Below are 22,622 nucleotides of genomic sequence, written 5' to 3'. Positions count from 1 at the left end.
GATATAGGTATTTTTTATTATGAATTTTTATATAAGTTTTCAAAAAGTACATAATAATTATTTTTATTTGATTTTAAAATGTTATTGATATTGATTATTAATAATGATAGAATTGTTATAGTAAATTAAATTAGGGGGAAAAGCTAGTGAGTAAAATTAAAAAGTTTATATATGTAACAGTAGGATTAATATCATTTGTGTTAGGCGCGATAGGCGTTGCACTTCCAATACTTCCGACTACTCCATTTTTATTATTAGCGTCATATTGTTTTGTTAGGGGCTCTGAAAAGTTTGATAGATGGCTTAAGTCAACAAAAATTTACAAAAAACATTTAGAAAGCTTTGTAAATGAAAGAGCTATGACTATGAAACAAAAGATAGGTATATTATTATTCGCAGATATAATGTTAGCATTTCCAATTATAATATTAGATAGTTTACATATTAGGTTATTTTTAATAGCTTTAGCATGTTTTAAATATTATTACTTTATGTTTAAAATAAAAACAATAAAACAAGATGATTTAAAAGTAAATTCTCAATAAAGGTAAAAGTAGAAAGGAAAACATGAATGTTACATAGATTAGGATCAATGTTATTTTTGTTAGCTATAATAACATATTTTTTTAAGTATTTAAAATTTATAAATAATAAACTAATTTTAAAGTTACATATTTTAACTGGAAGTTTAGGATCACTAGCAATGATTGTATATTCAATAACAGATTATATTAAGGATAAGGAAGTTACAATATTGCCAGTAGGTATAGCTAGTTTATTAATAATATTATCTGGGACTAATAAGGTCAGAAAAAAATATAAATGGTTACATTTAATGTCGGTTATAGGATTTGCAGTTGCGCTTGCATATCATATAATCAACTAATATGCAGGAGGGAATATTATGGTAAATAAAAGATTACTTTCGCTTAGCAAAGAATCTCAAAAATATGTATATTTTACAGTTTTAATGAACTGGATATCAATAATTTGTAATATAGGAATAGTTTTATTTGTTGGAAATATAATAGACAAATTATATAATAATGATTTGAATTTTAATATGGTAGCTTATGTGGCTTATTTAGGTTCGTTAATATTGATAAGATTTATATGCAATTATATGTCAGGAATATTTTCTTATAATTCTTCAGCAAAGGTAAGAGCATCAATAAGAGAAAGTATTTATAAGAAATTATTAAAATTAGGTGTAAATTATAATGACACAATATCAACATCATCAACTGTTCAAATAGCAGTGGATGGAGTTGAGGCACTTGAAATTTATTTTGGTAGATACTTACCTCAATTATTTTATAGTTTATTAGCACCACTTACATTATTTGCTGTTATAGCACCTATAAGCTTTAAGGCAGGAATAGTACTTTTAATATGTGTTCCATTGATACCAATATCAATAGCGTCAGTTATGAAATTTGCTAAAAAACTTTTAAGCAAATACTGGGGGATATATACTAATTTAGGAGATTCATTTTTAGAAAATCTTCAAGGTCTTACCACTTTAAAGATATTTGATTTAGATAAAGAAAAAAATGATGAAATGAATAAAGAAGCAGAAACTTTTAGAAATATAACAATGAAGGTTTTATCAATGCAATTAAATTCTATAACAATAATGGACTTAATAGCATTTGGTGGTTCTGCTATAGGTATATTAATAGCTGTTAATGAATTTTCTAAAGGCAATATTACTATAGGATCTACAGTAGTAATAATATTATTATCATCAGAGTTCTTTATTCCGATGAGGCTACTTGGGTCATTTTTCCATGTCGCTATGAATGGATTAGCTGCTGCTGATAAGATATTTGATTTACTTGATGCTAAGGTTGAAGAAGAAAAAGAGTTATCAGATAAGAATAAAGCAAAATTAAAAGATATTTCTATATCAATAAAAAATGTTGATTTTAGTTATGATAAAGAAAGAAAAGTCTTACATAATGTAAATATAGACATAGAAAATAAATCAATGGTTGCTTTAGTCGGAGAAAGTGGTTGTGGAAAAAGTACAATAACTAATTTACTTTTAAAGTTAAATAAGGTCGATAAAGGTGAAATTCTATTAAATGAAGTAAACTTAAATGATATACCATTTAATGAATTAAGAAAAAAAGTAAGCTTTATAAGTCATAGCTCGTATATATTTAACTCTACGATAGAGGCAAATTTAAGAATGGGTAAAGAAGATGCAACTGAAGAAGAACTATATATAGCTTTAAAGACAGCAAATCTTTATGATTTTGTAATGGGACTTGATAAAAAATTACAAACTCCAGTTGGTGAAAATGGATCGTTCTTATCAGGAGGGCAAAAGCAAAGATTAGCTTTAGCTAGAATGATACTAACGAATCCGGAAGTTTATATATTTGATGAAGCAACTTCAAATATTGACGTTGAAAGTGAAGACTCAATACTTGAAACGATATATGCTTTAGCAAAAGAGAAAACTGTAGTAGTTATATCACATAGATTAGCTAACATAAAAAATGCGGATAAGATATATGTGTTAGATAAAGGATATATAGCTGAAAGTGGAAATCATGAGGAATTAATGAACAATAATTCAGCATATGCGAATCTATATACTAATCAAGAAAACTTAGAAAATATATATAAAGAAGATATAGTTAGGGAGGTGGCTATAAGTGAATAATGAAAGAAAAAGATTGTCAGGTAGTAAAATAATGCTTAGACTTATAAAAATACTAAAGCCACTAGTACCTGTAATGATGATAACAATAAGTTTTGGTGTATTAGGATTTTTAGCGGCTATAGCAATAACTACATTTGGAGCAGTTGCTATGGGAGATATTATAGGTCTTGATATGGGTTATACTTTTAAAAATGCAGTAAAAATAATAATAGTATGTGCAGTACTTAGAGGTATATTAAGGTATATAGAACAATACTCAGGTCATTATATAGCATTTAAAATACTTGCTATACTAAGAGACAAGGTATATAAAGCTTTAAGAAAGTTAGCACCAGCTAAGCTTGAAAGTAAAGAAAAAGGAAATTTAATATCAGTTATAACTAGTGATATAGAATTACTTGAAGTATTTTATGCTCATACAATAGCACCAATAGTTATAGCCATAATTACATCATCAATAATAGCATTATTTTTATATAATATAAATCCATACTTTGGGATTATAGGATTAGTTTTTTATGTAATAGTAGGATACATAATACCAGTTTTATCTTCTAAATTAGGAAGTGAAGCAGGACTTGATTATAGAAATGAATTTGGGCAAGCTAATAGTTTTTTACTTGATTCATTAAGAGGTATAAAAGAAATATTATTATTTGGTCAAGGCGATAATAGACTAAACTCAATAAATAAAAATAGTGATAAATTAAATGAAAAAATGAAAGTTATAAAAAGTCATGAAGGTTTAATAAGAGCTTTAACTGATATAACTATAATGATAGCAATACTTATAACTCTTTACGTAGGTGTTGAATTATTTAAAGCTGATATTATAAACTTAGGTCAAGTAATAGTTGCTTTAGTTTTACTTTCTAGTTCTTTTGGACCAACTGTAGCGTTAAGTAACCTATCAAATAACTTAATGCATACATTTGCTTGTGCACAAAGATTATTCGATATATTAGATGAAGTGCCTGCTGTTGAAGAAGTATCTGGAAATTGTGATTTAGAAATGAATAATACTAATATAAATGATTTAGAATTTAAGTATGCAGATAGAGATGAAGTATTACTTAAAGATGTCAATCTTAACATTAAAAAAGGGGATAAGGTTGCAATAATAGGAGAAAGTGGTTGCGGAAAGAGTACACTTTTAAAACTTATGATGAGATTCTGGGATGTAGAGAATGGAAGTATTGAAATAGACAATAAGAATATAAAAACTATTCCAACTAAAGCATTAAGAAAAACTCAATCATTAGTAAGTCAAGAAACATTCTTATTCAATGATACTATTATAAATAACTTAAAAATAGGTAAAAAAGATGCAACTATTGAAGAGGTAATAAGTGCTTGTAAAAAAGCCTCAGTACATGAGTTTATAGAAACTTTACCTAATGGATATGAAACTAATGTTGGAGAAATAGGTTCTAATCTTTCATCAGGTGAAAAGCAAAGATTAGGTATAGCAAGGGCATTTTTACATAATCCACAAGTTTTAATACTTGATGAGCCTACAAGTAATTTAGATACACTTAATGAGGCACAAATATTAAAAAGTATAAAAGAAGAATCAGATGATAAAACAATAATAATGGTATCACATAGAAAATCTAGTACATCAATATGTGACAAGAAGGTTTATGTAAAAAATAATACACTTAAATTCAACTAATATAAAAGGGCTATTTTAGCCCTTTTATATTAGAGATAATTAGGGAGAAAGAGTATGACTAGAATAGAAAAAGAGAAAAATATTATTAATCTTATGATAAATATATATTGCAATAAAAAGCATAGGCATAAAAACGGAAGCTTATGTAATGAATGTAGTGAACTTTTAGAATATGCTAACAAAAGGTTGGATCTTTGTAAATTTGGAGAAGAAAAGAAGTTTTGTAGTAAATGTCCTATACATTGCTATAAAAAGGATATGAGAGCTAAGATTAAAGAAGTCATGAGGTTTTCAGGTCCAAGGCTATTACTTCATGAGCCAATAGAAGTTATAAAACATATTTTTGAGAGATAAGATAAATTAATAATATACTTAGAAACTAAAATAGATTTGTAGATGTATATATCATACTTGATTATTTTTAAGTTTAGTTTAAGGTAGAGTTGCTATTATATCCTAAGAAAAAGAATACAAATAAAGATTCAAATTAAATAGATATAATTTTCGGAGGGTAAATTATGAACAAAAAACTATTAACAACGTTATGTGCACTTTCCTTAACAGTAAGTGTAACAGGATGCTCAGTAAAAACTAATACAACAACATCTACAAATACAAACAAAACTACAGTAACCGATCAAACAATAGATTCAACAAAAAGCGAAGAATTAAAAGAAGTAGATACATATATAGAACTTGGAGATAGCATAAGCATAAACGGAGAAGGTGCTAAGGTAGAAAACAATGTAGTAACAATAACTTCAGCAGGTACTTATAGCATAAGCGGAGAATTAAAGGACGGGCAGATAGTAGTAAGTTCAAGTGAAGAAGATAAAGTTCAAATACAATTAAACAATGCAAATATAACAAGCTCAAATAGTGCACCTATATATGTAAAAAGTGCTAAAAAAGTAGTAATAGGGCTAAGTGAGGGAACTAAAAATACTATAACAGATGGAGAAAATTATGTATTTGAAGATGCTACAACAGATGAACCAAATGCGGCAATTTTTAGTAAAGATGACCTTACTATAATAGGAACAGGTTCATTAGTAGTAAATGCAAACTACAACAATGGTATCACTAGTAAAGATGACTTAAAAATAGAAGGCGGACAAATAACAGTAAATGCAGTATCAGATGGACTAAGAGGTAAAGACTCTATTACAATTTTAGATGGTAAAATAACTATAGATGCAAAGGAAGATGGTATGAAATCTAGTAATACTGAAGATGTAGAAAAAGGATATATACATATTCAAGGTGGGACTTTAAACGTCACGTCAGGACAAGATGGAATACAAGCTGAAACTAATGCAGTAATATCTAATGGAGAAATAAATATAGTCTCAGGTGAAGGAAGTAAAAATAGTAGTAGTAAAAATGAAAACTGGGGTAACTGGGGAGGTAAGCAGCCAGCAGAAATGCAATCACCAGGAGTGCAACCACCAGAGAAGAATAATACAACTACTACAGAAGAAACGGATTCTACTAGTGCAAAAGGGATAAAAGCAACTTCTAACATTACAATATCTGGAGGTGACATAAATATAGATTCATCTGATGACTCTATTCACTCAAATGACACCATAATGATCAATGGAGGTAATATCAAAGCATCTTCTGGAGATGATGGTGTACATGCAGATTCTAAAATAGAAATAAACGATGGAGATATAGATATTACAAAATCATATGAAGGGATAGAGAGTCAGTCTATAGCAATTAACGATGGGAATGTAAATGTAGTATCAAGTGATGATGGAATAAATGCTGGTGGAGGCAATGATGCTTCTTCAACTAGTGGTAGACCAGGAGAAAATAATTTTAATTCATCTAGCAAATGTGAAATAGTTATAAATGGCGGGTATACAGTAGTAGACGCTAGAGGAGATGGTATAGATGCAAATGGAACAATAACAATAACAGGTGGTACAACAATAGTAAACGGTCCTGAAAATAACGGAAATGGTTCTTTAGATTATGATGGAAGTTGTGATATAAGTGGAGGAATATTAATAGCAGCAGGTAGTGCAGGTATGGCACAATCACCTAGCGCCACTTCCTCTCAAAACTCAGTAAACGTAGCTTTATCATCACAACAAGCTAACACAATAATTCATATAGAAGATGAAAAAGGAAATGAAGTAATTACCTTTGCACCATCAAAACAATATCAGTCAGTAATAGTATCATCACCTGAATTAAAAACAGGTTCAACATATACAGTATCTTATGGAGGAACTTCAACTGGAGAAGCTAAAGATGGATTATACACTGGTGGTAAATACTCAGGAGGAACAAAATCTACGAGCTTTACAGTATCAGAAAGTGTAACTAACCTAGGTTCAGCAGGAGGTTCTATGGGAGGTCCTGGTGGGGGTCATATGGGAGGTGGAAAAGGTGGCATTAGACCAGATAGAAATGGTAGTATGCAACAACCACCAACACAAAATAGCATGGAAAACAATATTCAAACACAATAACAAATACTAAAAAAGAGGAGCAGTAGCTCCTCTTTTTTAAGTGTTTGTTATTTTATTGAAGAGGAAGCTCTACTATAAAAGTAGTATCTTTTCCTACGTTACTTTTAGCATATATCTTACCTTTATGTTGAGCTACTATAGACTTAGCAATAGATAATCCTAATCCATAACCTCCAGTTTCTCTTACCCTGGAAGTATCAATTCTGTAGAATCTTTCAAAAATTTTCTCTAGATACTCAGGTTCAATACCTTCACCAGTATTTTTAACTATTAGCTTAACTTTATTTTTATCTTTAAATAAATCAACAGTAATTTTACCACTCTTATTACTATGCTTTATAGCATTGTCCATTAATATATTAAATAATTTTTTGATACCCTCAGTATCTCCATTAATAAAGATATCATTTGAGATATTTTCTTCTAATTCAATACCATTTTCATAGATAATAGCATCAAATCCAAGCATCATACTTTGGACTATCTTACTAATATTAATAGATTGGAGTTCAATTTTATTTTCTTCAACATCTAGCTTAGCAAGAGATAACATCTCATTAACTAACTCAGACATTCTGTCACATTGAGAGTTAATGTAGTTAATCCATTTAGACTGATTTTTTACAGCATCATTTGGATTACTTAGTACTAATGAAGTATTGGTCTTTATAATGGTAAGAGGGGTTTTTAACTCATGAGAAGCATCAGCAATAAACTGTTTTTGCTTTTCAAAAGTTTCTTTTATAGGTTTTAGAGCCTTGTTAGTTAAATAAAAACTAATAAATAATAAAGCTATTAAACTTATACAGCCAACTAATAAGAAACTCTTTAAAAGCTGAGTTACTGTATTTTGCAGATAAGTTCTATTTAGTAAAACAATTTTACTGCCCATAGGAGTATCTTCTTTTGTATAAGAATATTTAGTATCACCTATTTCTATTTTGCCAGATCTACTTTTATTGTTTAGTATTTGTACTACAGATTCCTTTAGATTATTGTTGTCAATTTTAGTATTAAAACGAGTAAAAGTATTTAATATATTTTTGTCCTTATCATACTCTGCAATTATATAGTCATAATAAGGTTTAGGTTTATGACCACCCCTTAATAAAACTTCCATTTCACCATTCATTTCATTAACTATATTAGTATAAGTTATGGCAAAAATAGTTCCAAAAATAGCTACAAAAACTGTAGTAAGCAATGTCATATTAATAAGTATAAATTTTTTCTTTAGCTTATCAAACATTTTGCTCCTCCAGTTTGTACCCAACTCTTCTTAAGGTAGTAATTTGAACATTTGACTTTACATAGGCTAATTTTTTTCTAAGGAAGGAAATATACACTTCAATATTATTGTGCTCTACATCAGAATCAAAGCCCCATAGTTTAGTGATTAAATCATCCTTAGTTACTATAGATGTAGGTCTTTCCATAAAATATTTTAGTATATCAAACTCCTTAGAAGTTAGAGTAAGAGAAGTACCATTGACTTCCATATTATAGGTAGAAATATTTAATTTAATATCTCCAAATTCCAATATATTATTATTTACCATAGGACCTTTTCTTCTAGTTATAGCTCTTAGTCTAGCCAATAGTTCTTCAGGAGAAAAAGGCTTAGGTAAATAGTCATCAGCACCATAATCAAGTCCTAAAATTCTATCTTCAATACTACCTTTAGCAGTAAGGAGTATAATAGGAGTTGAAATTCCTTCTTTTCTTAAGTCTTTTAATACATCTAGACCATTCATTTTAGGCAACATTATATCTAAAATAATAACATCATAAACATCTGTTAAACCATAATCAAGTCCATCTTCACCATCAAATACGGCATCAACAGAGTAATTATTTTTTATTAAAATCTGAGTTAAAGCTTCGGAAAGTTGTTTTTCATCTTCTACTAATAATAATTTCATAAAAATATACCTCTTTATATATTGTCTAATAATATATTACCAAATAATTACACATTTATTATCTAAATTTAAAATTATAAAATAAATCCCCTTAAAATTACTTTAAGGGGTTAATATTAACTGTAAGTATTATTTTCAAATCCAGCTAACGTTAAGACTATATTTAAATTTCCATTTCTACATCTTAATTCATCAATGAATTTCTTTTGATTTACATTAGGCTTTAATTGAACTTTGTAATTTAATTCAAACAATGCACCGAAATCTCTAGTCCTGATTCTTTCTATATAAAATGAGTCAGTGTATTTGTTTAATATATCTTCAAAAGCATCTTCATAGTTTAAATCTTCAGGAATAGTAATTTTAAGTTGCATATTTTTATTTTTAGGTGTTGCGAACTTAGTCAATTCAAGGATTGCCATAACTGCACATAATATAGTAGTGAATATTACAGCATATCCAATATATCCCATACCACAAGTAAGACCAACAGCTAAAGTAAAGAATACATAAGCTATATCTTTAGGATCTCCAGGAGCACTTCTAAAACGAATTATTGAAAATGCACCAGCTAAACTAAATGCTCTAGCTATGTTGTTTCCTACTAATAAAATTATTATAGCTATAACCACAGGTAGCATAATAAGAGTAGTAGTAAAACTTGAGCTATAAGTGTTTTTGTTTGTCTTCATATATATAACGCTAATTAAAAGTCCTAAAACAATTGATGATATTATTACAATAAAAGCATTTATCAGAGTAAATGACTCCCCACTTGTTGATGAAATTATTGTTTCTAACATACTTTTTCTCTCCCTTTTATATCTATATTTGAATTGTTTAAGCAGTAATTCATAAATTAACTCCCGTACTTTGAAAAATGAGTGTTGTAAATTTCTAGTTCAGTAAGTATTCTAGTAAACCATAAAGGCATAGCACCTAAAATTTTTACTTCCATTAAATACTTACTTTCGCCTAAAATATCTTGTCCAAAACTTCCAGACTCTAAAGCTAAATCATCTCGTCTAGTAATAATTTGAGAATCAAAAGTTAATCTAAAATCTCTATCATCGTTAGCAAAAAATGCCTTTCTAGAGTAGCTAATATATACTTTTGGATAGACTTTATTTTTTTTTAGATAATACTGTATCTCATTAATAACTTGTTTATTGATATAATCATTAGAAGTAGGTGCTATACCTTGGTTTACAAATTTATAGGCTTCATCTAAAGTAAGAACAACTCTTCTTTTATTAACAATACCGTTGATTTTCTTTTTAAGTTCTAAAAAGACACTATCATCTATACTATTAGGTACAGTATAACTTCTAAGTCTTAGCTTTTCCTTATAATAAGGTTTAGCAATAGAATGTCTAATAACATCGTTGTTATCTGTATCGTAATATATATTGTAGATAGAGTAGTTCTTACCAGACTTACAATGTTCATCTGGATTCATATACTCTAGTAATCTTGGTATTAATGCATCATACTGTTTTTGAGTTAAAATAAACTTCTTTTCATAACGTTTAAATGACTTAATCGCCATCAAAATACCTCCTAAAAAATATTTCTATATCTCTGTGATTTTATTGTATAAATTTAACCTTAAATGAATCTTAAAATAAAATTTGCTTTGTTTAAGTAACCCTATTGAAATCCATGAAAAATATATTGATATTACTACTAATGTATTTTTATATTTTAAAATGATATAATTAATATGCTAATTAGCTAATAAAGAAAAAATATAAAAAGGAAGTACAAGAAATTATATTTAATTATAAGTGGAAGGCAGTAAAACATTTATTTTTAAGCGAAATAAATAATAAGTATAGCTCATCTTCAATAAATAATTTATTTTTATATTGTTATGAGATGATTATGTGTGAAAAGAAATTTGCATCAGTAGAATATATAAATGAGCATTATATGAATGATATAGATTTAAAAGATTTAGCTCAAATTGAACATTATAATATGAATTATTATACTGAATGGTTTAAAAATAATATGGGTGTATCTCCAATTGAATGTCTCCAAAAGTTAAGAATTGATAAGAAAATATTAGACCAAAATAATTCAGGAAATATTCTAAATAAGTGCTAAAAAGTATCTGTATATGAGATAAGAATATTTTTACTGCATAGTATAATAATTTATAAATCAATAAATATCAATAATTTGTTACCATTGAGAAAGGAATTGATATACTATGATAGATATTAAAGTTTCAGAAAAGCTAAAAGAAGTATGTCCAGATATTACATTAGGATGTATACAAGCAAGTGTAAAAGTGGAAAGTAGTAGTGAAAGCCTATTAAAAGAAATAGATAAATATTGTGAAGATCTAATTAAAAAAATTTCTTTAGAAGATATAGCAAGTTTACCGAGAATAAAGGATGCTAGAGAAGTATATAAAAAATTAGGCAAATCACCTAGTAAATACAGAGTATCTTCAGAATCTTTAATGAGAAGAATTTTACAGAAAAAAGGACTTTATAAAATAAATAACATTGTAGAAATTAATAATTTAATATCTTTAAAATCTGGTTTTTCGGTAGGGAGTTATAATGTAAACAATACACAACCTCCAATATGTTTGACTATAGGGAAAGAAGGACAAAAATATAAAGGTATTGGTAAAGATCCTATAAATATTGAAAATCTGCCAGTATTATCGGATGAGATATCTACTTTTGGTAGTCCTAAAAGTGATTCAGAAAGAGCAATGATAACTAATGATGTGAGTGAGATAATTATGTGCATTTATTCTTTTAGTGGAAAGCAAGAAATAGAAGAGTATTTAAAATACGCAAAAGAATTATTAGAAAAGTATGCAAGTGCAAAAAACATTTCGATTAAAGTAATTAGCTAATGAATTAAGGTGTTGGTAGAAATACTAACATCTTTTTTAGTATAAAATTAAAAGGGAGAAGTTAAGTTGATTTTGTAAGATTATTTAAAATAATAAAAAGAGTGTAGATAAGCTTGTTTTTACACAAATCTATCTACACTCTCATACTTAGATATTTCTCTCTATATAAATTTACTTATTAGATTTATATTTACATACACCATTTATATAAGTTTCATGTACATTTAAATTATTATCTATAACTATAAAATCTGCATCCATACCTTGGTCTATACAACCACATACATCATTAATATTACAACTTAAAGCAGGTACATATGAAGCCATTTTTATTGCCTCTTCTAAAGTTGCTATATTCCAATCAATTACATTTTTAATAGCATTATTCATTGTTAATACGCTTCCAGCCAAACTTCCGCTACTTAATCTTGCAACTCCATTTTTTACATTAACATCGAACTTCCCAAGAATATACTCACCATCAGGCATAGCACCAGCTCTCATACAATCTGTAATCAAGGCAATATTATCTCTAGATTTAATATCCATCATTATTTTAGCAGCAATAGGGCTTACATGATGTCCATCGCATATTAGCTCTGCATATGTATCTTTTAATGCCATAGCTGCTCCAACCATTCCAGGTTCTCTATGATTTAATGGGCTCATACCGTTATATGTGTGTACAAATATTTTAGCACCTGAATTAACCACTTTCTCGGCTTGTTCAAATGTAGATGAACTATGCCCAAGTGCTATTGATATATTGTTTTTAGTAGCATATTTAGTAAATTCTACTGCACCTTCACGTTCTGGGGCAATTGCTATTTTCTTTATTAAGTTTCCTGATTTCTCTTGCCATTTTTTTAGGATATTAATTTCAGGGTCCTTAAAATATTTTTCATTCTGGGCACCTTTATGTTTTTCAGTAAAAAATGGACCTTCTAAGAAAATTCCTTGTATTTTTGCGCCCTCAACTTTTTTGTAATTATTACTTATATTTTCTATAGATTCACTTAGTGTTTCTATAGAATCAGTCAAAGTTGTTGGTAGAAAAGAAGTTACTCCATATTTTAGTAATCCTTTTGAAATTGTATTAATAGCCTCAAATGTGTTATCCATAACATCTGCATTTAAAAGACCATGTATGTGAGTATCGACTAAACCTGGAGCAATATACTTACCTGAGTAATCTATGATATTGTCATTAACATCTGGTTTTTCTTTTTGAAATTTGCCAAATTTACCATCAATTATACTAAGGTATCCTTTTTCCTCTATACCATATTTCATAAAAAACTTATCTGCATAAATAAAATTTTTCAAAGTTGATCCCCCTAATCATATTATATTTGGTATGTTTCTTATCTCAAATGTCTTATTTTATATACAAATTTATCACTTCTAGCAACGCTTAGAGTAAATTCAATAACTATATTATTATCATTATATGTAGTACGAAGTAACTTTAAGCATGCTGAATCTATTGGTACTTCCAATAGCTCCGCCTCTTTATCAGATACTATACCTGCAGAAAATTCCTCATCAGCCACCTTGATAATTTCTCCATAGTCTTCTCTAAATATTTCATATAAAGGTTTTTGTATAACTTTTTCTTGTGTTAATCCCGCAAACTCTCTCATAGGAAGATATGTTCTTTCAAGCATCATAGGAATATTATCTGCAAGTCTTAGACGCATTATTTTTATTATTTTTTCGCCAGGATTTATACCTAACTTTTCAGCAAAATATCTTGTACTTTCTATTATCTCAAAGGATAATACTTTTGTACTTGGATTTTTTCCTTGAGCTTTCATATGATCAGTAAAGCTATAACTATCCATTAAATTTTGTGAATTTTGATTAAGTGCAGCTACGAAAGTTCCTTTTCCATGTCTTTTGTATATATACCCCATATGTTCTAAGTCAGCCATGGCCAATCTAACTGTAGTCCTACTTACCCCGTATTCATCACAAATTTTTCTTTCTGATAGCATCCTATCATTAGGCTCCATCTCATTTTCGATTTTATTTCTTAGTATTTCAACCAATTGATCATATATTGGTCTTTTATCATTTCTGTTTATCATAAAAATTTTAATCCTCTCTAAGTGGTTATTACCACATTTTAATTATAAAATGAGCAACTATTTCTGTCAATGAATAAAGTATAGAGATAACTGAGCAAGGAAAATTATTAATTTATGCTAAAACTACATAGTATTGACAAAAATAATAAAATAATTTATATTCTAAGTGGTAGTAACCACATTGAAGGTTATAGATTAGGGGTTTGTATATTAATAAAAGGAGAAGTAATTATGATTACGACAATAACATTCAATCCATCTATAGATAGAATGTATCGAGTAAATAGTATAAATATAGGTGAAGTTCAAAGAGTAATAAGTACAAATGCAACTGCTGGAGGAAAGGGTCTAAACGTAACGAAAGTATGCAAAATTTTAGGAGAAAATCCGCTAGCTATGGGATTTATAGGGGGATTTAATGGAGCATTTATAAAAGATGAACTTAGAAAATTAGGTATAAAAAACAAATTTACAGAAATAAAGCAAGAGACTAGAAATTGTTTAAATATAATTGAAGATAATAAGGTAAGTACAGAGTTCTTAGAAAAAGGGCCAATAATAGAAAAGAATGATTTAGAAAAGTTTGAAAATGATATAAAAGAAGTGATAAAAGACACTAAAATACTAATAGCTTCAGGTAGCTACTGTCAAAATATGCCGCTAGATTATTATGAAAAGATAGGTCATATATGTAGAGAAAATAATATAAAATTTATATTAGATACATCAGGAGAACCATTAAAAATAGCACTAAAATCAAAACCATATTTAATAAAACCTAACACAGATGAAATAAAACAGATATTAAGAACCAATGTAGAATCAAGAGATGAGGTTATATCTGCGGGGAAAAAACTTCTTGAAATGGGAGCACAAAATGTGTGTATATCTCTAGGAAAAGATGGAATGATTTACTTAAATGAATATGGAGTATATGAAGCAAAAGTACCAAAGATAGAAGCTGTGAATACTGTAGGTAGTGGAGATAGTACAATAGCTGGATTTAGTGTAGGTATTTTGAGAGGATATGAAGTAGAAGACTTGCTTAAACTTTCGAATGCTTGTGGTATAAGTAATGCTCTTAACATAGAAACTGGATTTGTAACTTTAGAAGAAGTTAAAAAATATCAAGGCTTAGTTAAAGTAACAAAATTAAGTTAGTAAAATCTGAGATAAATAGGTTCATAATAATTATTTTTAGCATATTTTTATAATTGTAAACTTAATTATAATTAAAGCATAAAGTTTATAAGGAGAGTAATATAAACTTTTTCTTATTGACAAAAAATTCAAATTAATTTATATTTGGATTATTGGTAATTACCACTTGGGAGAGAATAAAATAGTTTAAGTATGATATATATTTTTTTTAAAAATAACTGGTTATAACCTTATTACCAGATTTAAATTTGAAAATATGAAAGGGGAAAGTAATATGTTTAAATTAGAAGAACAAAAGTTACAAGATTTAGGTGCAATAATAACAACAACAGAAATAAAGCAACAACCTGAATTATGGTTAGAAGCTTATGAAATATATAAGGATAATAAAGAGCAATTAAATAAGTTTATAGAAAATATAGGTAATAAGCATGGACAATTTAGAGTTATATTTACAGGTGCTGGAACTTCAGCTTATGTAGGAAATTCAATACTTCCATATCTTAAAAATAAAAATGATATAAGAAAATGGATAATTGAAGCAATACCTACTACAGATATAGTTTCTAATCCATATGATTACTTAAAAAAGGATGTACCAACATTATTAGTTTCATTTGCAAGAAGTGGAAATAGCCCTGAAAGTTTAGCAGCTCTAAATTTAGGAAGACAAATTGTAGATAATTTTTATCATTTAGCTATAACTTGTGCTCCAGAAGGAAAACTTGCTCAAGTAACTAAAAATGATGAAAATAATTATTTATTATTAATGCCATCAAGATCAAATGATAAAGGTTTTGCTATGACAGGAAGTTTCTCATGCATGATGTTAACTGCAATGTTAATATTTGATAACTTAGAAGAAGATGTAGAGAAATCTTATATAGATGCAATAATAGAAATGGGTAAAAATGTATTAGATAGAAAAGATGAAATACACGAGTTAATAAATAAAGATTTTAATAGAGTAGTATACTTAGGATCTGGAGGTCTAGGAGGATTAACACAAGAAGCACAGTTAAAGTTATTAGAACTTACAGCGGGGAAAATAGCTACAGCATATGATTCTCCTATGGGATTTAGACATGGTCCAAAGTCGTTCATTGATGAAAATACACTTATATTTGTATTTGTATCCAATAATGTATACACAAGAAAATATGATTTAGATGTTTTAGAAGAAATAAATGCAGATAAAATTGCTAAACTTACTTGTGCAATATCAGTAGAAAATGAAAATAATTTCTCAGGTACAACATTTGGATTTGAAAGAGAATACGATAAATTACCAGATGCATACCTTGCATTCCCATATGTATTATTTGCACAAACTATATCACTATTTGCATCAGTAAAATGTAATAATAAACCAGATACACCATCGCCAACAGGGACAGTAAATAGAGTAGTAAAAGGTGTAATAATACACGAATATGAGAAGTAAGAAATTGAAAATTTATAAATATTTAGATTAAAATTAGGGGGTATAAATATGGCATTAGTAACGACAACTGAAATGTTTAAAAAAGCACAAGAGGGAAAATATGCAGTAGGGGCTTTTAATGTAGAGAATATGGAAATGGTAATGGCTGTTATAGAAGCTGCAGAGGAACTAAATTCTCCAGTCATACTACAAACTACTCCATCTACTGTAAAATATGCAGGTCTTGACTATTATTTAGCAAATGCAAAAGTTGCAGCAGAGAGAGCGAAAGTACCTGTAGCAATGCATCTAGATCATGGTTCAAGTTTTGATCTTGCAATGAGGGCTTTAAGAACAGGTTATACATCAATAATGATAGATGGTTCCCATCAAAGTTTTGAAGAAAATATATCATTATCAAAAGCAGTGGTAGAAGCTTGTAATCCATCTCTTATACCAGTAGAAGCTGAACTTGGAAAAGTTGGGGGAAAAGAAGATGATCTAGATGGTGGAGAAGGAAGTGCTCATACAGATCCACAAGAAGCAAAGGAATTTGTTGAAAGAACAGGAGTGTCTTCATTAGCTATAGCCATAGGTACAGCACATGGTTTATACAAAGGAGAACCTAAAATAGATTTAGATAGATTATCAGAAATTAAAAAATTAGTTTCAGTACCATTAGTATTACATGGAGGATCAGGAATACCTGATGAAACTATAAAAGAAACTATAAGAAGAGGTATTGTTAAAGTTAACTATGCAACTGAATTAAGAATTGCATATAGTAACGGTGTAAAAAAAGTTTTAAGTGAAGATCCTGAAGTTATAGATCCAAAGAAATATGGAAAAGCTGGACTTCAATCAGTAAAATCATTTGTAAAAGAAAAAATGGTTGTATGTGGGTCTATAAATAAAGCATAAAAATAAAAATATCCTAGATTTATTTTAGATAAATCTAGGATATTTTTATTTTTGAAAAAGGTATGTCATTTATTTAAATAATGGTATAGTTTTTTCATATAATTGTTGAAAAATATCGGCTTTTATTGGAAAAAGATTGAAGATATAATTAAAATATAATAAAAAACAAACTATAGGTTTTATTGTTGTATCAAACATATATTTTATTATGATATATTAAGATACATAAATTTCGCTATAAATATAGAAAAGATCGACTTTTTAAAGAAAGTGTTTTCAATTCATAACATTATTTAAAAGTATAAAAATAACTGAGGGAGGTGGGTATATGAGAGAGCGTGTTATTCTTGAATGCTTAAGAAACAGTGGTGACTATCTAAGTCTAGATTATTTTGCAGATAAGCTAGGGGTATCTACTAGAACTATTAGAAATGAAATTAAGAATATAGAAAGTGTAGAAGAACGCAATGGTTTTAAATTAGAATACAAGACTAGACTAGGATATATTTTAAATCTTAAAGACCAAGAAAAGTTCGAGAATTACCTAAAAAACTTACCCTCATATTCAATTGAAAATCCAGAACAACGGATAGAATCTATAATAGTAGAACTATTAGTAAATGAAGGTTACAAAACTATAGATCAGCTAAGCAAAAAATTCTTAGTAAGTTCATCTCAAATTAAAAATGATTTAAAAAAAGTAGATAAAAAGCTAAGAGATACAGAATTGAAGTTAGAGCGTAAGGCTCATTATGGAATTAAGATAGAAGGTACTGTTAAATCAATTCAAAAAATATTAGTAGAAAATTATTTTAAAGAAAATAGAAATATAACGGAATATAGAGATAAATTTATAGATGATTTCAAATTAGATGATATTAGAAGTACAATAAAAAATGTACTTAATAAGCATGATTTGGAAGCAAACCTAACGGAACTTGAAGAAATATTAGCTCAAATTGTTACTTTATATATAAGGGTCAATTTGAGAGTATTAGAAAATATTAATGAATTAAAGTTAGATACAGAAGATTTAATAATAAATGATTTACTAGATAAAATTTTTAAAGACAAAAAATATTATCTTACTTATGAGGAAAATGATTACTTAAAGCAACTTATAAAGCTAAGGACTAAAGATAAAAAAGCTACCATAATGAATGCTGACAAAAGTAAACTTCAAGATATAATATACGAATTTTTTAAAGGTGTAGATAAAAAATATAATACTAGTTTTTTAGAAGATAAAGAATTCTTTAATTTACTTTATTTACATATCGCGTCTTTAATAGAACGTGTAAAAAGGAATCATAACACAAAAAATCCTTTTTCGGTGAAGATAAGTCAGCAATATCCAACAGTTTTTAATTTAGCTATTCAACTTTCCAAAGTTATAGAAAGTGAACACAAGATAAAGATAAGTCAAGAGGAAATAGGTTTTATAGCCACTCATATAGCTGTACCATTTGAGAAAAGAGAAGAAGCTAGTTTTAATCAAAAATATAAAATAGCAGTAATATGTTCATCAGGAGGGGGAAGTGCATTTCTAATAAAATTAAGATTAAGAGAAATTTTTCCAAATGCTGAAATAAAAAACTTTTCTTTGTTAGATGAAGAAGAAGTAGTATGTTTTGAGCCAGACTTGATTTTTTCAATAACAAATTCACAATTCAAAACAAATGCTCCAGTTATACTTATAAATGAAATTTTAGATGAATTAGATTATCTAAATATTAAAGAAAGTGTACGATTTGCAGACCAGATAGGGAGTTTGTCAAATCCTAAGAAATATATATTAAGTCTGTTTAATAAAAATCATTTTAGATGTATAAAAGAAAAAATTGATTATAAAGATATTCTTGATAATATGTCACAGTGTATAGTTGATGAAGGTGCTTGTTCTCCAAGTTATCCTCAAGATGTATGGGAAAGAGAAAGTTATTTAAGTACCATTTATACAAATGGGGTATCAATACCTCATCCAATTGAAATGACAGGTAATAAAAATATAATATCAGTAGCTTTGGTACACTCTGATATTATTCATGAAAATAGAAAACCAAAAATTATTTTTATGATTTCGCTAATAAAGGGAAATCTAGAGCTTCACAAACAAATATCTAAATACTTAACTAAGATTATGGCAGATAAAGATATAGTAGATATGCTAAATAGATCACAATCTTATGAAGAGTTTATGTATAAATTAAAAATCTACATAGGGGGTTAGATATGAATATAGATTTTTTTAAGAAATTATCAGAAGCAGATGGGATAGCCTCTAATGAAGGAGAAATTAGAGAAGTCTTATTAGAAGAGTTGAAAGATTATAGTGATGAAATAGTATGTGATGGATTAGGGAGTATAATTTTTTCTAAGATAAAAAATGAAAAAGCACCAAATGTAATGATCTGTGCTCATATGGATGAAGTAGGGTTTATGGTAAGAAGTATAGATAAGCTTGGTATGATTCATTTAATAACAATAGGAGGAGTAAAACCTCTTGCACAATTCACACAAAAAGTTAGAATCACTACAAGCGAAGGGAAGAAAATCCCTGCTATCATAAATGGAACATACAATGATGGTAAAGTTGAGAAGGTGTATGCAGATGTTGGAGCATATACAGCAGAAGAAGTATACAATTTAGGTATTCAAGTTGGGGACATGGTAACATACACTACTGATTTTGAAGAATTTACTTTAGAAAATAGATTAGTAGGTAAGGCCTTTGATGATAGAATTGGATGCTTTGCAATGGGAGAGGTCTTAAAAAGACTAGAGAAAAAAGATATAAATTGTAATGTTCATTTTGCAGCTACGAGTAGTGAAGAAGTTGGTATAAGAGGTGCAAAAACAGCAACTCAGTTAATAAATCCTGATGTAGTATTTGTAATAGATGTAGCATGTGCTAAAAATGAATTTTTAAGAGATCATACAAATCAAAAACAAATAGATAAAGGCATAATGCTAATGCATAGAGATAGAACTTTAGTTCCAAATAGAAAAATGATAAATTACATAATAGAAATTGCTGATAAAAACAATATATCTCTTCAACATGATATGTTTGAGTCAGGTGGAACTGATGGTGGAGAGGCGCATCTTGTAAATGAAGGTAAGCCTTGTGCAGTAACTTGTGTCCCAGTTAGATATGGACATTGTGCATTTTCTATAGTAAGCAATAAAGACTTAGAATCTATTATAGAGTTATATACTCAGTTAGTTTTAAATTTTGATGAAGAAAGATACAAAAATATAAAGAATTTTATTTAAAAGGAGAATAAAAAAATGTCAACAGAAATGCAAATAATGGAGCTTATATCAACAGCAGGTGACAGTAAAGCAAAAGCTTTTGAAGCTTTAAAAAAGGTTAAGGAAAAGGATTTTGAGGGGGCAAGAGCATTAATAAATGAAGCTCGTAAAATAGATATTGAAGCTCACAGAATACAAACAGAATTAATCACTCAAGATTTAAATGAAGATGTTGAAAGTCCAGCAATGAGTCTTTTAATGGTTCATGCTCAAGACCACTATATGACTTCTCAATTAGCAAAAGATTTAATAGAAGCTTTAATAGAAGTTTTTGATAAGTAGTAGATAAACAAATTAATTATACAAATACTCCTTTAGAAAGATTAAACTTTCTAAAGGAAAATAAAAAATATAAACTTTAGGAGGAATTGTTATGAAAATATTATTATGCTGTGCAGGTGGATTCTCTACAAATATGTTAATGCAAAATATGAAGAAGGTAGTAAAAGAAAGTGCTAAACTTGATGAAAACGATTTCGAATTTACAGCGATACCAGCAGATTCAATAGAAAGTCAAGTTGATGAGTGGGATATAGTACTTATAGGACCTCAAATATCTCATAAGTTAGACTTCTTAAAAGGAATATTAGATCCAAAAAATAAACCTTATGCAGTAATAGATAAAGATGTTTATGGAAAAATGGATGGAGCTACAGTTATGAAGTTAGCTTTAGTAACTTATAAAAAACATCAATTAGCTCAAGGATAATAAAAATAGTATAGGGAAAAGGGGATTAAATATGTTTGCTAAGTTTGAAGCGTTTATGAATCGAGTATTTATGCCTTTAGCTCACAAGGTTGACAATCAACGTCACCTTGGGGCTATAAAAGCTGGTATGGTTGCTATGACGCCATTCACAATACTGGGGAGTATATTTGCAATACTTCCAGCACTTCCAAATATGCTTGGAAAAAGCAATCCAATAAGTCAATTTATATTAAAAAATGCAGCAGTATTAGATTTACCAGTAAGTTTTTCTATAGGATTAATAGGATTATATGCCTGTATGTGTATTGCCTTTAACTTAGGTAATTATTATAAATTATATATACCAGGTTGTGTTACACTTGCAACTTTCTCATTTTTATTCTTAGTAGCAACTTTTACACCAGATGGTGCATTAGAATTAGGAAACCTAGGTGCTAAAGGTCTATTTACAGGTATGATAGCAGGTCTTGGATCTGTAGAGTTATATAACTTCTGTAAGAAAAAGAATATTACAATAAGAATGCCAGAAGGAGTACCAGATTTTGTATCTAAATCTTTTGAATTAATACCAACTACTATTATAGTTTGTGGTACTTTCATAGCAGCTCGTTTTATTTCATTAGCTGTATTTGGAGAATTACCTCCACAAATACTTACTCAATTCCTATCTCCGTTAGTAGGAAGTATGGATAATCCATGGGCAGTTCTTGCACTTAACTTTGCTATATGTACTATATTCTTCTTTGGTATACACTCATCAGTATTTAAGCCTTTAACAGGACCTATAATGGTTACATTTATAGCTGAAAATATAGCAGCAATGCAAGCAGGAGAAGCAATACCTCACTTCTTTACAGGAGGGGTTTCAAGTGCATTCTTCGGATTTACAGGTTGTGGTATTAGTATAGGATGTGTAGTAGCTTGTATGTTATCTAAAAACCAAACTTATAAGAAGATAGGACGTGTATCATTATTCCCAGCATTATTTGGAATAAATGAACCAATATTATTTGGTGCTCCAATAATATTAAACCCAATAATGTTTATACCACATGTATTTGGTGGAGCTATAATAGGTACATTGCCAATGTTTCTTATGCACTGGGGATGGCTAGCAAAACCAGTATTTGACCCTCCATATGTAGGAGTATTCTTAGAAGGATTCTTAACTAATGGAGATTGGCGTTCTATAGTAGTTAATGCTTTACAATTAGTACTAGCAGTTGCGCTATATTGGCCATTCTTCAAGATAATGGAACGTCAACAAGAAGCTAAGGAACAAGAAGAAGCTAAAAATGCAGCTAAGAATATATTCTCTAAAGAAGACGAAGATTTATTAGGAGATTTAGAATTAGATTTCTAATATTT

General features: G+C 28.5%; 22 protein-coding genes. 16 read left to right on the top strand and 6 right to left on the bottom strand.

The window, feature by feature from the left end; translation table 11 throughout:
- Positions 1–146: 146 nt before the first annotated feature.
- The 6 genes from ABCP60_RS08705 (at position 147) to ABCP60_RS08680 (ending at position 6,835) form a co-directional block, all read left to right on the top strand.
- A complete protein-coding gene (locus ABCP60_RS08705) occupies positions 147–545 on the top strand; it encodes a YbaN family protein (protein ID WP_092922693.1) in 399 nt (132 codons plus the stop codon).
- 26 nt (positions 546–571) lie between these two features.
- Positions 572–886, top strand: coding sequence for a hypothetical protein (locus tag ABCP60_RS08700; RefSeq protein WP_092922696.1), 315 nt, complete (start codon positions 572–574; stop codon positions 884–886).
- A gap of 18 nt (positions 887–904) precedes the next feature.
- The gene (locus ABCP60_RS08695; protein WP_195928578.1) at positions 905–2,674 is read left to right on the top strand and encodes an ABC transporter ATP-binding protein/permease; all 1,770 of its coding nucleotides are present in this window, start codon (positions 905–907) and stop codon (positions 2,672–2,674) included.
- Positions 2,667–4,349, top strand: a complete 1,683-nt coding sequence (locus ABCP60_RS08690; protein WP_330615404.1) for an ABC transporter ATP-binding protein — start codon at positions 2,667–2,669, stop codon at positions 4,347–4,349. The genes ABCP60_RS08695 and ABCP60_RS08690 overlap by 8 nt, the downstream gene beginning before the upstream one ends.
- Positions 4,350–4,403: 54 nt before the next feature.
- On the top strand, positions 4,404–4,703 hold the full coding sequence (locus ABCP60_RS08685; protein ID WP_343101612.1) for a nitrous oxide-stimulated promoter family protein: 300 nt from the start codon (positions 4,404–4,406) through the stop codon (positions 4,701–4,703).
- A gap of 164 nt (positions 4,704–4,867) precedes the next feature.
- Positions 4,868–6,835, top strand: a complete 1,968-nt coding sequence (locus ABCP60_RS08680) for a carbohydrate-binding domain-containing protein (protein WP_343101611.1) — start codon at positions 4,868–4,870, stop codon at positions 6,833–6,835.
- Positions 6,836–6,887: 52 nt separating this feature from the next.
- Here the strand turns inward: ABCP60_RS08680 and ABCP60_RS08675 are convergent, their stop codons facing one another.
- From ABCP60_RS08675 to ABCP60_RS08660, 4 genes are all read right to left on the bottom strand, one after another.
- Complete coding sequence (locus ABCP60_RS08675) at positions 6,888–8,084, bottom strand: HAMP domain-containing sensor histidine kinase (protein WP_195581502.1); 1,197 nt, start codon at positions 8,082–8,084, stop codon at positions 6,888–6,890.
- Complete coding sequence (locus ABCP60_RS08670; protein ID WP_343101610.1) at positions 8,077–8,757, bottom strand: response regulator transcription factor; 681 nt, start codon at positions 8,755–8,757, stop codon at positions 8,077–8,079. Before ABCP60_RS08670 ends, ABCP60_RS08675 begins: the two co-directional genes overlap by 8 nt.
- A gap of 116 nt (positions 8,758–8,873) precedes the next feature.
- Positions 8,874–9,560 carry a DUF4956 domain-containing protein gene (locus ABCP60_RS08665; protein WP_195237962.1) on the bottom strand — a complete coding sequence of 229 codons (687 nt, stop codon included), beginning with the start codon at positions 9,558–9,560 and terminating at the stop codon, positions 8,874–8,876.
- Positions 9,561–9,616: 56 nt separating this feature from the next.
- Complete coding sequence (locus ABCP60_RS08660; protein WP_343101609.1) at positions 9,617–10,306, bottom strand: polyphosphate polymerase domain-containing protein; 690 nt, start codon at positions 10,304–10,306, stop codon at positions 9,617–9,619.
- A gap of 335 nt (positions 10,307–10,641) precedes the next feature.
- Here ABCP60_RS08660 and ABCP60_RS08655 point away from each other — a divergent pair, with 335 nt between their 5' ends.
- Both ABCP60_RS08655 and ABCP60_RS08650 read left to right on the top strand, forming a co-directional pair.
- The gene (locus tag ABCP60_RS08655) at positions 10,642–10,866 is read left to right on the top strand and encodes an AraC family transcriptional regulator (protein WP_343101608.1); all 225 of its coding nucleotides are present in this window, start codon (positions 10,642–10,644) and stop codon (positions 10,864–10,866) included.
- A gap of 106 nt (positions 10,867–10,972) precedes the next feature.
- Positions 10,973–11,635: a phenylalanine--tRNA ligase beta subunit-related protein gene (locus ABCP60_RS08650; RefSeq protein WP_343101607.1), complete on the top strand. Its 663-nt coding sequence runs from the start codon at positions 10,973–10,975 to the stop codon at positions 11,633–11,635.
- A gap of 171 nt (positions 11,636–11,806) precedes the next feature.
- On the opposite strand, the gene nagA is transcribed toward ABCP60_RS08650, so the two are convergent.
- Entirely contained in the window at positions 11,807–12,961 is a 1,155-nt protein-coding gene (gene nagA / locus ABCP60_RS08645) for an N-acetylglucosamine-6-phosphate deacetylase (RefSeq protein WP_092922726.1), read from the bottom strand.
- Between the two features lie 38 nt (positions 12,962–12,999).
- Positions 13,000–13,725, bottom strand: a complete 726-nt coding sequence (locus ABCP60_RS08640) for a GntR family transcriptional regulator (protein WP_092922729.1) — start codon at positions 13,723–13,725, stop codon at positions 13,000–13,002.
- Between the two features lie 231 nt (positions 13,726–13,956).
- Here ABCP60_RS08640 and pfkB point away from each other — a divergent pair, with 231 nt between their 5' ends.
- The 8 genes from pfkB (at position 13,957) to ABCP60_RS08600 (ending at position 22,617) form a co-directional block, all read left to right on the top strand.
- The gene (gene pfkB, locus ABCP60_RS08635; RefSeq protein ID WP_343101606.1) at positions 13,957–14,886 is read left to right on the top strand and encodes a 1-phosphofructokinase; all 930 of its coding nucleotides are present in this window, start codon (positions 13,957–13,959) and stop codon (positions 14,884–14,886) included.
- A gap of 274 nt (positions 14,887–15,160) precedes the next feature.
- Positions 15,161–16,330, top strand: coding sequence for a tagatose-6-phosphate ketose isomerase (agaS, locus tag ABCP60_RS08630; RefSeq protein WP_343101605.1), 1,170 nt, complete (start codon positions 15,161–15,163; stop codon positions 16,328–16,330).
- 48 nt (positions 16,331–16,378) lie between these two features.
- Positions 16,379–17,230, top strand: coding sequence for a class II fructose-1,6-bisphosphate aldolase (gene fba, locus ABCP60_RS08625; RefSeq protein ID WP_092922735.1), 852 nt, complete (start codon positions 16,379–16,381; stop codon positions 17,228–17,230).
- 328 nt (positions 17,231–17,558) lie between these two features.
- Positions 17,559–19,460, top strand: coding sequence for a PRD domain-containing protein (locus tag ABCP60_RS08620; RefSeq protein WP_343101604.1), 1,902 nt, complete (start codon positions 17,559–17,561; stop codon positions 19,458–19,460).
- Between the two features lie 2 nt (positions 19,461–19,462).
- Entirely contained in the window at positions 19,463–20,506 is a 1,044-nt protein-coding gene (gene ypdE, locus ABCP60_RS08615; RefSeq protein WP_343101603.1) for an aminopeptidase, read from the top strand.
- 15 nt (positions 20,507–20,521) lie between these two features.
- Positions 20,522–20,827, top strand: a complete 306-nt coding sequence (locus ABCP60_RS08610) for a PTS lactose/cellobiose transporter subunit IIA (protein WP_092922744.1) — start codon at positions 20,522–20,524, stop codon at positions 20,825–20,827.
- A gap of 91 nt (positions 20,828–20,918) precedes the next feature.
- Entirely contained in the window at positions 20,919–21,254 is a 336-nt protein-coding gene (locus tag ABCP60_RS08605; RefSeq protein WP_092922747.1) for a PTS sugar transporter subunit IIB, read from the top strand.
- Positions 21,255–21,285: 31 nt separating this feature from the next.
- Positions 21,286–22,617, top strand: a complete 1,332-nt coding sequence (locus tag ABCP60_RS08600; protein WP_343101602.1) for a PTS transporter subunit EIIC — start codon at positions 21,286–21,288, stop codon at positions 22,615–22,617.
- Positions 22,618–22,622 lie beyond the last annotated feature (5 nt).

Source organism: Romboutsia sp. MSSM.1001216sp_RTP31141st1_G3_RTP31141_220114 (assembly GCF_039031195.1).
Taxonomy (GTDB): domain Bacteria; phylum Bacillota; class Clostridia; order Peptostreptococcales; family Peptostreptococcaceae; genus Romboutsia_C; species Romboutsia_C hominis.
Note: the sequence above shows the minus strand (reverse complement) of the source record. Positions and strands in the feature narration are given on the sequence as shown.

Bases quoted from the DNA above. Each gene is read 5' to 3' on its own strand.
- ABCP60_RS08700 (WP_092922696.1), top strand. From the start codon at position 572: ATGTTACATAGATTAGGATCAATGTTATTTTTGTTAGCTATAATAACA.
- ABCP60_RS08695 (WP_195928578.1), top strand. From the start codon at position 905: ATGGTAAATAAAAGATTACTTTCGCTTAGCAAAGAATCTCAAAAATAT.
- ABCP60_RS08685 (WP_343101612.1), top strand. From the start codon at position 4,404: ATGACTAGAATAGAAAAAGAGAAAAATATTATTAATCTTATGATAAAT.
- ABCP60_RS08680 (WP_343101611.1), top strand. From the start codon at position 4,868: ATGAACAAAAAACTATTAACAACGTTATGTGCACTTTCCTTAACAGTA.
- ABCP60_RS08675 (WP_195581502.1), bottom strand. From the start codon at position 8,084: ATGTTTGATAAGCTAAAGAAAAAATTTATACTTATTAATATGACATTG.
- ABCP60_RS08670 (WP_343101610.1), bottom strand. From the start codon at position 8,757: ATGAAATTATTATTAGTAGAAGATGAAAAACAACTTTCCGAAGCTTTA.
- ABCP60_RS08665 (WP_195237962.1), bottom strand. From the start codon at position 9,560: ATGTTAGAAACAATAATTTCATCAACAAGTGGGGAGTCATTTACTCTG.
- ABCP60_RS08660 (WP_343101609.1), bottom strand. From the start codon at position 10,306: ATGGCGATTAAGTCATTTAAACGTTATGAAAAGAAGTTTATTTTAACT.
- ABCP60_RS08655 (WP_343101608.1), top strand. From the start codon at position 10,642: ATGTGTGAAAAGAAATTTGCATCAGTAGAATATATAAATGAGCATTAT.
- ABCP60_RS08650 (WP_343101607.1), top strand. From the start codon at position 10,973: ATGATAGATATTAAAGTTTCAGAAAAGCTAAAAGAAGTATGTCCAGAT.
- ABCP60_RS08640 (WP_092922729.1), bottom strand. From the start codon at position 13,725: ATGATAAACAGAAATGATAAAAGACCAATATATGATCAATTGGTTGAA.
- pfkB (WP_343101606.1), top strand. From the start codon at position 13,957: ATGATTACGACAATAACATTCAATCCATCTATAGATAGAATGTATCGA.
- agaS (WP_343101605.1), top strand. From the start codon at position 15,161: ATGTTTAAATTAGAAGAACAAAAGTTACAAGATTTAGGTGCAATAATA.
- fba (WP_092922735.1), top strand. From the start codon at position 16,379: ATGGCATTAGTAACGACAACTGAAATGTTTAAAAAAGCACAAGAGGGA.
- ABCP60_RS08620 (WP_343101604.1), top strand. From the start codon at position 17,559: ATGAGAGAGCGTGTTATTCTTGAATGCTTAAGAAACAGTGGTGACTAT.
- ypdE (WP_343101603.1), top strand. From the start codon at position 19,463: ATGAATATAGATTTTTTTAAGAAATTATCAGAAGCAGATGGGATAGCC.
- ABCP60_RS08610 (WP_092922744.1), top strand. From the start codon at position 20,522: ATGTCAACAGAAATGCAAATAATGGAGCTTATATCAACAGCAGGTGAC.
- ABCP60_RS08605 (WP_092922747.1), top strand. From the start codon at position 20,919: ATGAAAATATTATTATGCTGTGCAGGTGGATTCTCTACAAATATGTTA.
- ABCP60_RS08600 (WP_343101602.1), top strand. From the start codon at position 21,286: ATGTTTGCTAAGTTTGAAGCGTTTATGAATCGAGTATTTATGCCTTTA.